Source organism: Halomonas sp. C10-5 (genome assembly GCF_057169305.1).
On sequence record NZ_CP175665.1, the window covers coordinates 1035475 to 1049559 of the forward strand.

Below are 14085 nucleotides of genomic sequence, written 5' to 3' on the forward strand. Positions count from 1 at the left end.
GGGCTTTACTTAGGCGGCTAATGTTTACATCCATACAAGAATGAATGTAAGATTCGTTCCACCTTGACGTCATAACGGGAACCCCACGCACATGAAGACTGCATTCCGATTCGGCCGGGCGGGCCTCCTCGTCCTGGTCGCCGGCCTGTTCCTGGCCGCCTGTGGTCAGGACGAGGCACCTGCGCAGGCCCAGCAGGGCGGGCAGGAGAAGCCGCCGCACCCGGTGGAGGTGGCCGAGCTGTCCCGCCAGGATGTTGCCCTGGAGCGCTCCTATCCCTCGCTGCTGCGCAGCGACGACGAGGTCACCCTGGTGGCGCGCGTCACCGGTACCCTGGAGCAGCGCCACTTCGAACCCGGCGAGATGGTGGAGGAGGGACAGGTGCTCTACTCCATCGAGCCGGATGTCTACCAGGCGGTGGTCAACCAGCGTGAGGCCGACCTGCAAAGTGCCCGTGCCGAGCTGGAGCGCGCCCAACGCGATGCCAACCGCTTCGAGCGCCTGCTCAGCCAGAACTCGGTGAGTCGCCAGCAGTATGACCAGGCACGCTCGGAGCTCGGCGTGGCGCGCGCAGCGGTAGCCCAGGCCGAGGCGGCCCTGGCCAGCGCGCGCATCGATCTCGACTACGCCGAGGTCACCGCGCCGGTGTCGGGAATGATCAGCCTCTCCCGGGTCAACGTGGGCAACCTGGTGAGCAACGGCACCCAGCTTGCCACCATCACGCCGCTGGACCCGCTGGAGGTGCGCTTCCAGCTGCCCCAACGCGATGCCTTCGAGCTGCGCCGCCAGCTGGCGGGCAGCGGAGATATCGCCGAGATCAGAGCGGTTCTGCAGGTGCCTGGCCTGGATGGCGACGCCGGCGAGCGCCTCGAGGGGCGCCTGGACTTCCTCGGCTCCCGTGTGGAGGAGGGCACCAGTACCGTTCAGGCCAGTGCCACCTTCACCAACCCCGAGGGGCGTGTGCTTCCCGGGCAGTTCGTGCGTGTCGGGCTCGAGGGACTCAAGCGCTTCGAGGTGCTGGCGGTGCCCGAGATCGCCGTCGGCCAGGGCCTGATGGGGCCCCAGGTATTCGTGCTCGACGAGGACAATGTGGCCCGTGCCCGTCCGGTCGGCCTGGGCGAGGTGGCCGGACCCTGGCAGATCCTGCGCGACGGCGTCGAGGAGGGCGAGCGCGTGGTGGTCGGTGACCTGGCTGGCATCGAGCCGGGGGTGACCATCGACCCGCAGCCCTTCGATGGCGAGGCCGGCGAGATCGTCGGGGAGGTCGAGGAGCAGGAGCGCCAGGCCGAGCAGCAGGAAGTGGAAGCGGCGGCCGAGGCCGAGTCGGGGGCACCCGCGGAGGGCGCTGAGGACGACGCCTCATGAGCTTCTCCAACTTCTTCATCAAGCGGCCGATCTTCGCCACGGTACTGGCGATCATCCTGACGGTGGTCGGGGTGGCCAGCATGCGCGTGCTGCCCATCGAGCAGTATCCCAGCGTGGTGCCCCCCACCGTCTCGGTGACCGCCCAGTTCCCCGGTGCCGACGCCGAGACGGTGGCCCAGACGGTGGCCGCCCCCCTGGCCGAGGCCATCAATGGCGTCGAGGACATGCTCTACATGACCTCGACCAGTGCCGACAACGGCATGATGAGCCTCAGCGTGGCTTTCGATATCGGCACCGATGGCGATATCAACACCATCAACGTCAATAACCGGGTGCAGGGGGCGCTGTCGCAGCTGCCCGAGCAGGTGCAGTCCCAGGGCGTGACCGTGGAACTGCGCTCCAGCTCGATCCTGATGCTGGTCGCGCTGATCTCTCCGGAAGGCGACTACGACAACGTCTTCATGCAGAACTATGCCACCCTCAACATCCTCGACGAGCTGCGCCAGGTTCCCGGCGTGGGTGAGGCCGAGGTGCTGGGGGGCGGCGAGTTCGCCATGCGCATCTGGATGGATCCCGACAAGCTGGCCCAGTACGACCTCACACCCACCGAAGTGGCGGCGGCGATACGCTCCCAGAACACCGAAGTGCCGGCGGGCAGCCTGGCCAGTACGCCCCAGAGCGAGCCACGCGCCTTCACCTACACCATCACCGCCGGTGGTCGTCTCAACAACGTCGACGACTTCCGCGAGATCTTCCTGCGCACCAACCCCGACGGCTCGTCGCTGCGTCTGCAGGACGTGGCGCGCATCGAGCTGGGCGCATCATTCTACGGGGTGGGTGCCAAGCTCAACGGCGCCACCATGACGCCGATCATCATCAACCAGCAGCCCGGCGCCAACGCCCTGGAGACCGCCCAGACGGTCCACGACACCATGGCCGAGCTGGAGGAGCGCTTCCCGCCGGGACTCGAGTACGTGGTGCCCTACGACACCACCCTGTTCATCGGCGCCTCCGTCGACACCGTGACCAAGGTATTCATCGAGGCGTTCCTGATCGTCGGTGTGATCCTGTTCATCTTCCTGCAGAACTGGCGCTTCACGGTGATTGCCATGTCGGTGGTGCCGGTCTCGGTGCTGGCCACCTTCGCCGGCTTCTACATGTTCGGCTTCTCGATCAACCTGCTGACGCTGTTCGCCCTGGTGCTCTCCATCGGCATCGTGGTGGACGACGCCATCCTGGTGGTGGAAAACGTCGAGCGGGTGCTCAGCGAGGACGAGGAGATCACGGTCACCCAGGCCACCATCCGTGCCATGAAGGAGGTCGGTGGCCCAGTCATCGCTACCTCGCTGATCATGGCGGCGGTATTCGTGCCGGTGGCCTTCCTGGGCGGTTTCACCGGACAGATCTACCAGCAGTTCGCTCTGACCGTGGCGATCTCGGTGGCCTTCTCGGCGCTGATGGCGCTGACCTTCACCCCGGCCCTGTCGGCCGTGTTCATCAAGCACAAGCCGCAGCTGGGTGAGTCGAAACTGATGCGCGCCGTGAACACCCCGCTGCGTCTGTTCGATAGCCTGTTTGCCGGCATCACCGCCGGCTACATGTGGGTGGTCAAGGTGCTGGTGCGCTTCTGGGGCCTGGCGCTGCTGCTTACCGGCCTGGTGATCGGCGGTTCCTGGTGGCTGTACCAGACCACCCCTTCGACGCTTGTGCCGGAGACCGACCAGGGCGTGGTGCTCGCCAGCATACAGTTGCCCGATTCTGCCTCGCTGGACCGGACTCGCGCCTATATGGACGAGCTGAGCTCCCGAATCGAGGAGATCGAGGGGGTCGAGTACAGCTCCGCCGTGGCGGGCTATGACATCCTCTCCAGTGCGGTCAACTCCGCCCGCGGTGTCATGTTCATCAACATGCTGCCCTGGGAGGAGCGTGAGCTGACCGCCGATGAGCTGGTGGGCAGGATCATGCAGCTAGGCGCACAGGTCCCCGGCGGCTCGGCCATGGCATTCAACGTGCCACCGATCATGGGGCTCTCCACCACCGGCGGTTTCACCGGCTACCTGCAGTCCTTCGAGGGTGCCACTCCCCAGGAGCTCTTCCAGGCCTCGCTCAAGGTGATGCAGGCGGCGGGTGAGCATCCTGTCCTGCAGCGCGTCTTTACCACCTTCAATGTCAACGTGCCGGGTTACCGCGCCGAGATCGACCAGCAGAAGGCGTTGAGCTATGGCGTGTCGCTGCAGCAGCTCAACTCCACTCTGTCCAATACCTTCGGCAATGGCTTCGTCAACTATTTCAGCTACCAGAACCGCAACTTCCAGGTCTACCTGCAGAACGAGGACGAGTTCCGCAAGACGCCGGATGACATGGGCAAGGTCTATGTGCGCGGAGGCAATGGCGAGCGCATTCCGCTTTCGGAGTTCGTGACCCTGGAGCGCCAGGCCAAGCCGGCGGTGGTGTCGCGCTTCGGTGTCTATCTGGGGGCCCAGTTCCAGGGCGGCCCGGCACCGGGCTACAGCTCCGGCGAGGCGATCGCTGCCATGGAGGAGATCGTCGCGAAGGAGCTCGGCAACAACTGGGGCATGGGCTGGACCGGCACCGCCTATCAGGAGAGTCAGATGGGCAGCACCGCCAGTCTGGCGATCATTTTCGGCCTGCTGATGGTGTTCCTGATCCTCGCCGCCCAGTACGAGAGCTGGTCGCTGCCGCTGGCGGTACTGACCGCCACGCCCTTCGCCTTCCTGGGTGGCATCGGTGGCATCGTGCTGCGCGGGTTGGATACCAGCGTCTATGTGGAGATCGGCATGCTGGTGGTAGTGGGCCTGGCGGCCAAGAACGCCATCCTGATCGTCGAGTTCGCCGAGCTGCAGCGCAAGGAGCTGGGCAAGACGATCCGCGAGGCGGCCATCAGTGCGGCGGAGCTGCGCTTCCGGCCCATCGTGATGACCTCGCTGGCCTTTATCTTCGGTACCCTGCCACTGGCCCTGGCCAGCGGGGCGAGTGACGTCAGCAGCCACCATATCGGTACCACGGTGGCGGTGGGCATGGGCTCGGTGGCCGTGCTGGGCAGCTTCTTCATTCCCAGCTTCTACGCCATGATCGCCTCGATTTCCGCCTGGCTGGGACGCAAGCTGCTTGGCAAGGATACGCAGCGTGAGGCCACGGCGTCCGAACAGGGCTGACCTGTGCGGATGGTGGCAACCGCGCCAAGGGGCGCCTCTCGGGAGGCGCCCCTTGGCGTTTCAGGACCCGCTGCGCCGCCCATGACCCAGGTCAGGGCACGGGGGCCACGGGGCGCGTGGGATCGGCTATAGTGAGGGTCAGCAGTTGTTTCGTCCGCTAAGTATTACCGTGAGGAGGTAGTCATGCAGTTCGTCATGGAGATTGCGCTGAGTTTTCCGGTGGTGGTGTTCAGCGTGCTGCTGCCGCTGGCACTGCTCTACTGGGTACTGGTGGCGCTGCACCTGGCGCCGCTGGAGCTCTTCGAGCACGACAGCCTGAAGGGGGACTATCTCTCAAGCTCGCTGGTCGCCCTGGGCTTCGCCGGCGTGCCGGCCTCGTTTTCGCTCTCGGTACTGCTGCTGCTGGCCGCGGCCATCACCCTGGCGGTGGAGCTGCTCGGCCTGCGCTGGCTGGAGCTGGGCCTGTTCCGGGTGCCGCTGGGGGTGGTGGTGCTGTGGGGCGCCTTCGCCATCGCCTCACCGCTGGCCGCGGCACTCTGCGGTTCGATGCGTCGCTGGTTTCATCGCCACCTGCTCGGCCACCAGCGCTGCCTGCTCGGTGAGCATGTCGAGGTACTGGCCGAACCGGATGGCGATGGGTGGACCCGCGCCTCCCTGCTCGATGACCCGCAGCATGAGGTGCGTCTGCACGGCAAGGAGGGCAGCATGCCACGCGTCGGTGAACACCGGGTGCTGGTCAAGTATGTGGCGGAGGAGGGGGCCTATCGCAGCGTCGACGCCGGGGAGTTTCGTGAGGCGCGCTCACACCTCCACCGCCTGCGCCTTGGTGGAGGCCGCTCGGCCACCGTTTGATGGATCTGAGTGGTTAGGCGCGACGCATCAGGGCGAGCTGGGTATCCACCAGCTCGCGGCCCTTGGCCACCAGCGAGAAGCGCTCGTGGTTGCGCAGCCAGTCGTGGAAGAGGCCGCCGAGCATCGCCTGCATCAGCTCGGCGGCGATGACCGGCGAGAGGTCGTCGCGCAGATGGCCCAGGCGGGCGGCGCAGGCGAAGTAGTCGGCCAGCGCACCGCAGGCCTCGTCGGCCATCTCGTTCTGCATGGCCAGCGGGTCGATATCGCCGAACACCTCGCAGTGGTGAATCAGGATGGCGTGGACTCGCCGGTAGTGGGGCTGCTCCAGACGCTCGAACCCCTTCAGGATGGCCAGTCGAATGGCCTCCAGGGGGCGCTCCACCAGACTTGGATCACCGATCTCCGCAACCAGTTCCTGGAATGGCATGCGCACCCGGCCGAGCATCGCCTGGAAGAGGTCGGCCTTGTTGCGGAAATGCCAGTAGACTGCACCGCGGGTCATGCCGGCGTGGCGGGCGATCTGCTCGAGGGAGGTCCGGGCGACCCCCTTCTCCAGGAAAACCTCCTCGGCGGCGTCGAGCAGGGCCTCGCGGGTGGCGGCGGCCTCGGCCTTGGTGCGTCTGGCCATGGGCAGAATCTCATGCGGATAACAGGCTTCCATTCTACCCGATCACAGGGCATTTTACATGCACGAATGTATGCTTGAGGTGGCCGTCAAAGCGGCCGTGGCTACCCGAGGCTGTTCCGGCGACGGCTCCCGGTGTGCCGGGCCGCCGAGGGGCGTGGAGGCTACGGCAGTTCCATGGGCTCGCCAATATCCTGTGCGAGGCGTATAAGAATCAGGTGAACGATTGCCTCAGGAGTGCCCGATGGCCAGAGCCCCCTTCGACCTCGCCGGTGTCAGAATTGCCGCCGGCAGCCGCACCCAGATCGATGTGCCCGCCGCACGCCTTTATACCCATGCGCCACTCTCGATCCCGGTGGAGGTGGTTCACGGCCGCCAGGCAGGGCCGACGCTGCTGGTGTGCGGGGGCATCCACGGTGACGAGATCAACAGCGTGGAGATCGTACGGCGTCTGTTGCGCTCAAAGCAGCTGCAGGGGCTGCGCGGCACCTTGATCGCCGCCCCCATCGTGAACGTCTTCGGTTTCGTGCAGCACAGTCGCTACCTGCCCGACCGGCGCGATCTCAACCGCTGCTTCCCGGGCAGCGAGTCGGGCTCTCTGGGCGGGCGCATGGCGTCGCTTTTCCGCGAGGCGATCGTCGATCAGGCCACCCATATCATCGACCTGCACACCGGGGCGATCCATCGCACCAACTTGCCCCAGATCCGCGCCCAGCTGGTGCCCGGCAGCGAGACCGAGCGCATGGCCAACGCCTTCGGTGCGCCGGTGATCCTCAACGCCGAGTTGCGCGAGGGGAGCCTGCGCCACTATGCCCAGAACCGCGGCATCCCGGTGCTCACCTACGAGGCCGGCGAGGCGTTGCGCTTCGACGAGTGGGCGATCACCCCCGGCGTGCGCGGGGTTCTGCGAGTGATGCGTCGTCTGGGCATGCTGGCCGGTGAGCGGCGTCGTCGCGATCCGCCGGCCGCCGAGGTGGCCAATGGCTCGAGCTGGGCACGGGCACCCATCGACGGCATCCTGCGCCCCAAGGTGCGCCTGGGTGCCCGGGTGGCCAAGGACGATGTGCTGGGCCGGGTGGCGGATCCCTTCGGCAACGCGGAAGGAGAGGTGCATGCCATGGCCGACGGTATCGTCATCGGCATGAGCCGCTTGCCGCTGGCCAACGAGGGCGAGGCGCTGTTCCATATCGCGCGCTTCGATGCCATCGAGGAGGCGGAGAGCGCCATCGAGGACTTCCACTCCAGCCTGGAGCCGCCACCCGACCCGCTCTACTGAGCGGCCTCAGGCCACGGCGGCGGCCTCGCGTTCGGCGACCAGGCCCAGGGCGTCGTCGAACACCGCCAGGCTCGCGCCCTCGCGATGGGCGTTCTCGGAGAGGTGGCGGCGGAACTTGCGCCCGCCCGGCTGGCCCTGGAAGAGGCCCAGCAGGTGGCGGGTGAGGTGGTTGAGCTTGGCGCCCTCTTCGAGGCGTCGGGCGATATAGGGGCGCAGGGCGCGGGCCGCTGCATGGCGGCTCACTGCCGGCCCCTGCTCGCCGTAGAGCGCCTCATCGACGCCGGCCAGCAGCCAGGGGTTCTGGTAGGCCTCGCGGCCGACCATCACGCTGTCGACGTATTCGAGCTGCTCGCGGCAGGCATCGAGCGTCTTTAATCCCCCGTTGATGCCGATATGCAGCTCGGGGCGGTTCGCCTTGAGACGATGCACCCGGGGGTAGTTGAGCGGTGGCACATCGCGGTTCTCCTTGGGGGAGAGTCCCTCCAGCCACGCCTTGCGCGCATGCACGATGAAGGTGTCGCAGCCGGCGTCGGCGACGATATCGATGAAGCGCGAAAGATCCGTGTCCTCGTCCTGGTCGTCGATGCCGATGCGACACTTGACGGTGACCGGGATCGATACCGCCTCGTGCATGGCGCGCACGGCGGCGGCCACCTTCTCCGGGTGGCCCATCAGGCAGGCGCCGATCAGGTTGTTCTGCACCCGATCGCTGGGACAACCGACGTTGAGGTTGACCTCGTCATAGCCCCACGCCTCGGCGATGGCCGCGCACTCGGCCAGCTCGCCGGCATCGCTGCCGCCCAGCTGCAGGGCGAGGGGATGCTCCACCTCATCAAAGCCGAGGAAGCGCTCGCGCGGACTGCCGTGCAGGATGGCCCCGGTGGTCACCATCTCGGTATAGAGCAGGGCGTGGCGCGTCAGGGTCCGGGCGAAGGCGCGGTAGTCGCGGGTCGTCCAGTCCATCATGGGCGCCACGGAGAAGGTACGGTCGAGCTGGGGCATCGGCATCACGGGTGTCGGTCGAGAAGGTGCATAGTGTATCAGCACTGGTCAAATTCTGGCCAACCACTGGCCATCGACGCCTGGCGTTTATCGCGTCTTGATCTGGTACCAAGCCGCGGCGGGTCTTCTTCGTCCATACTGTCCCCACCTACCCTCAGGAGGAGCGAGCCATGATGGATCGCAAGCAGGAGCTGGAAGCGTTGCGCAACGAGCTGATCGACCGTTTCGACCGTTACAAGGCCCACAAGGAGCAGCGGGGTGGTCCGCTGGACAAGGACATGGAGGACCAGTCCATCGAGCTGCAGAACGATGAAGTGGTCGAGGCCCTGCAGCAGGAGGTCGAGGACGAGCTTCGCCAGGTGATGCATGCGCTGAAGCGTATCGACGATGGCGAGGGAGAGGAGTGCGAGCGGTGTGGTGAACCCATCGATAGCCGCCGGCTGGCGGCGGTGCCCTATACCACCCTGTGTCGCACCTGCGCCGAATCCGCCTGAGTGAAGGCGTCGCGCCGGGGAAAGGTGGTAGTCTGGCCAGTCATCGATCGGGTGGGAGGAGTGAATGAGGGCGTGGTATCGAGCAATGGCAGCAGGCTTGCTGATGGTGATGCTGGCCGGCTGCAGTGGTGGTGAGGAGCAGGCGGTGAGCGAGCCTGCCGAGACGAGCTCCGCCGCCGAGACTCCCGAGTCGGAGGCTGCGCCCGAGTCACCCGAGGTGCCGACCTTCGACCAGCCGGTGGCTATCGAGATTACCTCCCGACTGGGTAGCGATCGGCGCCTGACGGTGGAGGGCGATACCAACCTGCCCGAGGCAACTCGCCTTCAGGTCATCGTGGAGAGGGAACTTAGCGGGGTGCGCTGGCGCGAGCGCGTGTCGGTGGAGGCTGGCGGTTTCGTGGCGGGTCCCTTCGGCCCCGGCAGCGGGCTACCGGATGGTGGCTATCGTGTCACCGTCGATGTGCAGGAGGGCAGCGTTCAGCCACGTTCGGTGCGTGACCGCCTGGGCGAGGAGAACGAGCACCTCAGCGGCCCCCTGGTGGGGCAATCCCGGCATGGCCTGGGGCAGGTGGCCAGCTACAGCCAGCGTTTCCTGGTGGGCAGCGAGACGCGCCGTACCCACGATCAGGTGGAAGTGCTGCGAGTCGAGTAGACGCCCGTCGGCAAGACGCCGCTAGTCGGTCATGTCTGTAGCAGGCCGGGCTGCCAGCGTGCCAGCAGCTTGCCCAGCAGCAGGGTGTCGGTGGTGTAGCCCGAGGAGGTGTCGGCGCCGGGGTGGGCGAAGCGCAACGCGCCATTTGTCGCCTGGGTCACATGGCGCACGCGGTGCTCTCCCTCCTGCTGGATCAGGTAGAGCCCTGCACGGCGGAAGATGTCGGTGGGCGCCACTGCGACCAGGTCACCGGGGGCGAGATAGTCGAAGGGCTCGTCGGGGGCCGGCGTGACCAGGAAGCAGTCGCCCTCCCACTCGAGTTCGGGCACCAGTTCAAAGGGCAGGTCGATGCGCCCGGCGTGGCGATCATGCCAGGGAGCCGGCGGGAGTCGCCGCAGATAGAGCGGCGCGGCGCGGTTACTGCTGTCACCCTCCAGCAGGCGGGAGAGCGGGCACTCCAGGGCGCGGGCCAGGGCGACCAGGCGCTCGTGACCGATCTGCTTGATGGCCCCGGACTCCCAGTAGGATATGGTCACGTCCGAGACGCCCACCCGGCGAGCGAGGGCGGCCTTGTTGAGCTTGGCTTCCTCGCGCAACGCCTTGATCCGCGGGCCTAGTTGGTGCATGTCTCCATCCTGTCGACTTTCGTGAGGTTGTTGTGATGACCCGGGATGATCTGCGATCACCTGGGCCTGTGCAATAGCGTGCAGCCAACGCTGCATCAGCGGCCGGCTACCAGGCGACCGGCTCGCCAGCCCAGTCGCAGAAGCTGCCGCTCTCCTCCGGGGTGCGCTCGCCCAGCACGGCGAGCAGCCGCTCGGCGACGAAGGCCGGGGTGAACAGCTTGCCTTCGGGCACCCGGGCCTGGAAGGGCGCCGACAGCGGGGAGTCGGTGGTACCGGGGTGCAGGCAGACCACGGTGCTGGCGCGGTTGAGGCGGCGCAGCTCCACCGCCGCGGTCTTCATCAGCATGTTATGGGCCGCCTTGCTGGCGCGATAGGCGTACCAGCCACCCAGGCGATTGTCCCCGATGGAGCCCACTCGAGCCGATAGGCTGGCCACCAGCGTGGGGTGGCTTCCCTTCAGGGCGGGCTGCAGTGCCTGGAGCAGCATCGCCGGCAGGGTGGCATTGATCTCGAACAGCTGCGCCAGCGCCTGTGGATCGAGGTCGTCGAGGCGCTTCTCCGGGTGGATCCCCTGGCCCTCGTCGTGAAGCAGGCCGATGGCATTGAACAGCAGGTGCAGCGGGCGGCCGTCGAGATGGTGGGACAGGCCCGCGCGTCCCTCAGGTGTGGCGAGATCCAGGGCCAGGCCCTCGAAGCGCTCGTCGTTGCGGCTTGTCGGCTGGCGGCTGACGGCAATCACGCGGCCGGGTCGCGGACTCGCCAGCAGGGCGTCCACCACGGCCGCGCCGATGCCGCCTCCGGCACCGGTGATCAGGGCGGTAAAGCCCTCGGGGAGTTGGCCGAGCATCACGCTCTCCTTCGCAGATGACCAGACATTGACCCCGGTCAGGCAGGATGATTCCCCGCCACGGCTGCCGAGGCGTCGGCAGGTGCGTATAATGCCGCCATCCATCCACCATCGGACCCGGGACACCGTAACGACATGACCGTACGCACGCGTATCGCGCCATCACCGACCGGCGACCCCCACGTCGGCACCGCCTACATCGCCCTGTTCAATCTGTGCTTCGCCCGCCAGCATGGCGGTCAGTTCATCCTGCGCATCGAAGATACCGACCGGGTGCGCTCCACCGCCGAATCGGAACAGATGATCCTCGACTCGCTGCGCTGGCTGGGCCTGGAGTGGGACGAGGGGCCCGACGTGGGCGGCCCCCATGGCCCCTACCGCCAGAGCGAACGCGGCGATATCTACGCGGAGTACGCCCGCCAGCTGATCGAGTCGGGCCACGCCTTCCGCTGCTACCGCACCAGCGAGGAGCTGGACGAGCTGCGCGAGGCACGCAAGGCCGCGGGCATGCACCTGGCGCTCAAGCCCGCCGATCTGGCTCTGCCCGCCGAGGAGCAGGCACGCCGCGAGAAGGAGGGGTGGCCGCATGTGGTGCGCATGCAGGTGCCGGCGAGCGGCACCTGTGTGGTGCAGGACATGCTGCGCGGCACCATCGAGGTGGACTGGGCCCAGGTGGATGCCCAGATCCTGCTCAAGTCCGACGGCATGCCCACCTACCACCTGGCCAATGTGGTGGATGACCACCTGATGGGCATCACCCATGTGCTGCGCGGCGAGGAGTGGATCAACTCCGCCCCCAAGCACCAGCTGCTCTACGAGTACTTCGGCTGGGAGATGCCGCAGCTCTGCCATATGCCGCTGCTGCGCAACCCGGACAAGTCGAAGCTCTCCAAGCGCAAGAACCCGACCTCGATCAACTACTACCGGCGCATGGGCTATCTGCCCCAGGCGGTCACCAACTACCTGGGTCGCATGGGCTGGTCGATGCCGGATGAGCGCGAGAAGTTCAGCCTCGACGAGATGATGGCCCACTTCGACATCCAGCGAGTCTCGCTGGGCGGGCCGGTCTTCGACCTGGAGAAGCTGACCTGGCTCAACGGCCTCTATATCCGCGAGGAGCTGGACGACGAGGGTTTCCTCAAGGCGCTGATGGAGTGGGCCTTCAACGAGCCCTACGTCAGGGAGATCCTGCCCCAGGTGCGCCCACGCGTGGAGACCCTCTCCGAAGTGGTGCCGCTCGCGGGGCACTTCTTCTCCGGCCTGCCGCGCATCACCGAGGAGAGCTTCGACGGTGTGAAGCTGGGCCGCGAGGACCTGCTCAAGCTGCTGCAGTTCCTGGTGTGGCGTTTCGAGACGCTACCCGCCTGGCACAAGGAGGCGCTGCTCGCCGAGGTCAAGGCGCTTGCGGCACACTTCGAGCTCAAGATGAAGGAGTTCCTGGCTCCGGTGTTCATTGCCGTGACCGGCTCGCCCTCCAGCACCTCGGTGATGGATGCCATGGCGATCCTCGGCTCGGACATGACCCGCGCCCGCCTTCGACACGCCATCGAGGTGCTGGGCGGTGTCTCCAAGAAGCAGGCCAAGCGCTTCGAGAAGGAATACAGGGAGCTCTGAAAAAGAGTTGACGAAGTCGGGGCGGATCAGTAACATACGCCTCGTCTTCACGGCACGTTGGGGCCTTAGCTCAGCTGGGAGAGCGCAACACTGGCAGTGTTGAGGTCAGCGGTTCGATCCCGCTAGGCTCCACCAATTCGTGCGCAGCGTGAAGGTTACGTCCCATTCGTCTAGTGGCCTAGGACACCGCCCTTTCACGGCGGGAACAGGGGTTCGAACCCCCTATGGGACGCCATCTTGATTCAAAAAGGGCACCCCCTTGTGGGTGCCCTTTTTGTTCCCCGGTGGTACCTCAAAGCGCCTGTTGCCAGCGTTGACATTTCTCACGTTATACCCCCTCCCTGACGCCGATTTCGTGGCGATTTCCGCTTGACTTGTCCACTCGGCATGGTTCCGTGCGGCTGTCTGTGCATAGTTTGGCCGCAAAGGCCCGTGCTGCCTGGCTTTTAATTAAATCCCTTTAAAAACAATAGTTTATGCGCGATCAAAAAATGATCAATCTAAGCTCAGGCCGCTGATCATGGCGATTGTGAGACCTTTTCGAGGGGTTTTGAACAGGGTTATCCACAGAATGTGTGGAAAACGCCGGGGCGGTGGAAAAACAACCTTGCGGCGGCCCTGAAGGCCGCCGCGGGAAAGGGTCAGTCGGGCTTCACGGCGCGCAGGCGACGCAGCAGCGAGGAGGTGTCCCAGCGACCGCCGCCCATTACCTGGACGTCGGCATAGAACTGGTCGACCAGGGCGGTTACCGGCAGGCGAGCCTGGAGTCGGCGTGCCTGTTCAAGGCAGATGCCGAGATCCTTGCGCATCCAGTCAACGGCGAAGCCGTGCTCATATTCATCGGCGATCATGGTCCCGTGGCGGTTCTCCATCTGCCAGGAGCCGGCGGCCCCCTTGGAGATCACGTCCACTACCCGCTGGCGGTCGAGACCGGCCTGCTCGGCAAAGTGCAGCCCCTCGGCCAGCCCCTGGACCAGGCCGGCGATGCAGATCTGATTGACCATCTTGGTGAGCTGGCCGCTGCCGGCGGGGCCCATCAGCGTTACCGCGCGACCGTAGTGGCCGAGCAGCGGCTCGATGCGGGAAAAATCGGCGTCATCGCCACCGCACATGATGGTCAGGGCGCCGTTCTCGGCGCCCTGCTGGCCGCCGGAGACCGGGGCGTCCACGAAGCCGATGCCGCGCTCGCGGCAAGCGGCATCCAGCTCCTCGGCGAGATCAGCGGAAGCCGTGGTGTGGTCCACCAGCAGGCTGCCCTCGGTCATGCCGGAGAGGGCGCCGTTCTCGCCGGTGGTGACCTCGCGTACGTCGTCGTCGTTGCCCACGCAGACCAGTACCAGGTCGGCACCGCTGGCGGCCTCGCACGGCGTTGCGTGGTGGCTGCCGCCGTGCTCCCCGGTCCAGGCCTCGGCCTTGGCCGCGGTGCGGTTGTAGACGCGCACCTCGAGGCCTGAGCGGGCCAGGTGGCCGGCCATGGGGTAGCCCATCACGCCCAGGCCGATAAAGGCGACGGTGGAGATCTTCTGGCTCATGGAGAATTCCTTGTTCTTCGGGTTGG

12 protein-coding genes and 2 tRNA genes are annotated in these 14085 nt (G+C 66.3%); 9 read left to right on the top strand and 5 right to left on the bottom strand.

The genetic code is table 11. The features are described 5' to 3' along the window. The first annotated feature begins 91 nt into the window (after positions 1-91). From ACJ7IV_RS04865 to ACJ7IV_RS04875, 3 genes are all read left to right on the top strand, one after another. Complete coding sequence (locus ACJ7IV_RS04865; RefSeq protein WP_282038189.1) at positions 92-1363, top strand: efflux RND transporter periplasmic adaptor subunit; 1272 nt, start codon at positions 92-94, stop codon at positions 1361-1363. After that, a complete protein-coding gene (locus tag ACJ7IV_RS04870) occupies positions 1360-4539 on the top strand; it encodes an efflux RND transporter permease subunit (protein ID WP_483866024.1) in 3180 nt (1059 codons plus the stop codon). The genes ACJ7IV_RS04865 and ACJ7IV_RS04870 overlap by 4 nt, the downstream gene beginning before the upstream one ends. Positions 4540-4722: 183 nt before the next feature. Next, a complete protein-coding gene (locus ACJ7IV_RS04875; protein ID WP_483866025.1) occupies positions 4723-5391 on the top strand; it encodes a hypothetical protein in 669 nt (222 codons plus the stop codon). A 13-nt stretch (positions 5392-5404) separates the two neighbouring features. Here the strand turns inward: ACJ7IV_RS04875 and ACJ7IV_RS04880 are convergent, their stop codons facing one another. Then, positions 5405-6019, bottom strand: a complete 615-nt coding sequence (locus ACJ7IV_RS04880) for a TetR family transcriptional regulator (RefSeq protein ID WP_483866026.1) — start codon at positions 6017-6019, stop codon at positions 5405-5407. 241 nt (positions 6020-6260) lie between these two features. On the opposite strand from ACJ7IV_RS04880, the gene ACJ7IV_RS04885 reads away from it, so the two are divergent. Beyond that, positions 6261-7292: a succinylglutamate desuccinylase/aspartoacylase family protein gene (locus tag ACJ7IV_RS04885; protein ID WP_483866027.1), complete on the top strand. Its 1032-nt coding sequence runs from the start codon at positions 6261-6263 to the stop codon at positions 7290-7292. A 6-nt stretch (positions 7293-7298) separates the two neighbouring features. On the opposite strand, the gene dusA is transcribed toward ACJ7IV_RS04885, so the two are convergent. Then, entirely contained in the window at positions 7299-8294 is a 996-nt protein-coding gene (gene dusA, locus ACJ7IV_RS04890) for a tRNA dihydrouridine(20/20a) synthase DusA (RefSeq protein WP_483866545.1), read from the bottom strand. A 170-nt stretch (positions 8295-8464) separates the two neighbouring features. Here dusA and ACJ7IV_RS04895 point away from each other — a divergent pair, with 170 nt between their 5' ends. Together ACJ7IV_RS04895 and ACJ7IV_RS04900 are read left to right on the top strand one after the other, a co-directional pair. Beyond that, positions 8465-8788 carry a TraR/DksA family transcriptional regulator gene (locus ACJ7IV_RS04895; protein ID WP_483866028.1) on the top strand — a complete coding sequence of 108 codons (324 nt, stop codon included), beginning with the start codon at positions 8465-8467 and terminating at the stop codon, positions 8786-8788. Between the two features lie 85 nt (positions 8789-8873). After that, positions 8874-9440, top strand: a complete 567-nt coding sequence (locus ACJ7IV_RS04900) for a hypothetical protein (RefSeq protein ID WP_483866029.1) — start codon at positions 8874-8876, stop codon at positions 9438-9440. A 29-nt stretch (positions 9441-9469) separates the two neighbouring features. Here ACJ7IV_RS04900 and ACJ7IV_RS04905 read toward each other — a convergent pair whose 3' ends face one another. Continuing rightward, complete coding sequence (locus tag ACJ7IV_RS04905; RefSeq protein WP_483866030.1) at positions 9470-10066, bottom strand: helix-turn-helix domain-containing protein; 597 nt, start codon at positions 10064-10066, stop codon at positions 9470-9472. Between the two features lie 106 nt (positions 10067-10172). Next, positions 10173-10913 (bottom strand): SDR family NAD(P)-dependent oxidoreductase, encoded by a 741-nt coding sequence (locus tag ACJ7IV_RS04910; RefSeq protein ID WP_483866031.1) that lies wholly within the window; start codon positions 10911-10913, stop codon positions 10173-10175. A gap of 135 nt (positions 10914-11048) precedes the next feature. On the opposite strand from ACJ7IV_RS04910, the gene gltX reads away from it, so the two are divergent. The 3 genes from gltX to ACJ7IV_RS04925 all read left to right on the top strand — a co-directional run bounded on the left by gltX (position 11049) and on the right by ACJ7IV_RS04925 (position 12762). Then, positions 11049-12527 carry a glutamate--tRNA ligase gene (gene gltX / locus ACJ7IV_RS04915; RefSeq protein WP_483866032.1) on the top strand — a complete coding sequence of 493 codons (1479 nt, stop codon included), beginning with the start codon at positions 11049-11051 and terminating at the stop codon, positions 12525-12527. Positions 12528-12586: 59 nt separating this feature from the next. Further along, positions 12587-12662 (top strand) — tRNA-Ala (locus tag ACJ7IV_RS04920). Between the two features lie 24 nt (positions 12663-12686). Beyond that, a tRNA-Glu gene (locus ACJ7IV_RS04925) sits at positions 12687-12762 on the top strand. Positions 12763-13168: 406 nt separating this feature from the next. Here the strand turns inward: ACJ7IV_RS04925 and ACJ7IV_RS04930 are convergent. After that, positions 13169-14059, bottom strand: coding sequence for an NAD(P)-dependent oxidoreductase (locus tag ACJ7IV_RS04930; RefSeq protein WP_483866033.1), 891 nt, complete (start codon positions 14057-14059; stop codon positions 13169-13171). Positions 14060-14085 lie beyond the last annotated feature (26 nt).

Excerpts from the sequence above, each read along its gene's own strand:
- ACJ7IV_RS04865 (WP_282038189.1), top strand. The coding sequence starts at position 92 with ATGAAGACTGCATTCCGATTCGGCCGGGCGGGCCTCCTCGTCCTGGTC.
- ACJ7IV_RS04870 (WP_483866024.1), top strand. The coding sequence starts at position 1,360 with ATGAGCTTCTCCAACTTCTTCATCAAGCGGCCGATCTTCGCCACGGTA.
- ACJ7IV_RS04875 (WP_483866025.1), top strand. The coding sequence starts at position 4,723 with ATGCAGTTCGTCATGGAGATTGCGCTGAGTTTTCCGGTGGTGGTGTTC.
- ACJ7IV_RS04880 (WP_483866026.1), bottom strand. The coding sequence starts at position 6,019 with ATGGCCAGACGCACCAAGGCCGAGGCCGCCGCCACCCGCGAGGCCCTG.
- ACJ7IV_RS04885 (WP_483866027.1), top strand. The coding sequence starts at position 6,261 with ATGGCCAGAGCCCCCTTCGACCTCGCCGGTGTCAGAATTGCCGCCGGC.
- dusA (WP_483866545.1), bottom strand. The coding sequence starts at position 8,294 with ATGCCCCAGCTCGACCGTACCTTCTCCGTGGCGCCCATGATGGACTGG.
- ACJ7IV_RS04895 (WP_483866028.1), top strand. The coding sequence starts at position 8,465 with ATGATGGATCGCAAGCAGGAGCTGGAAGCGTTGCGCAACGAGCTGATC.
- ACJ7IV_RS04900 (WP_483866029.1), top strand. The coding sequence starts at position 8,874 with ATGGCAGCAGGCTTGCTGATGGTGATGCTGGCCGGCTGCAGTGGTGGT.
- ACJ7IV_RS04905 (WP_483866030.1), bottom strand. The coding sequence starts at position 10,066 with ATGCACCAACTAGGCCCGCGGATCAAGGCGTTGCGCGAGGAAGCCAAG.
- ACJ7IV_RS04910 (WP_483866031.1), bottom strand. The coding sequence starts at position 10,913 with ATGCTCGGCCAACTCCCCGAGGGCTTTACCGCCCTGATCACCGGTGCC.
- gltX (WP_483866032.1), top strand. The coding sequence starts at position 11,049 with ATGACCGTACGCACGCGTATCGCGCCATCACCGACCGGCGACCCCCAC.
- ACJ7IV_RS04930 (WP_483866033.1), bottom strand. The coding sequence starts at position 14,059 with ATGAGCCAGAAGATCTCCACCGTCGCCTTTATCGGCCTGGGCGTGATG.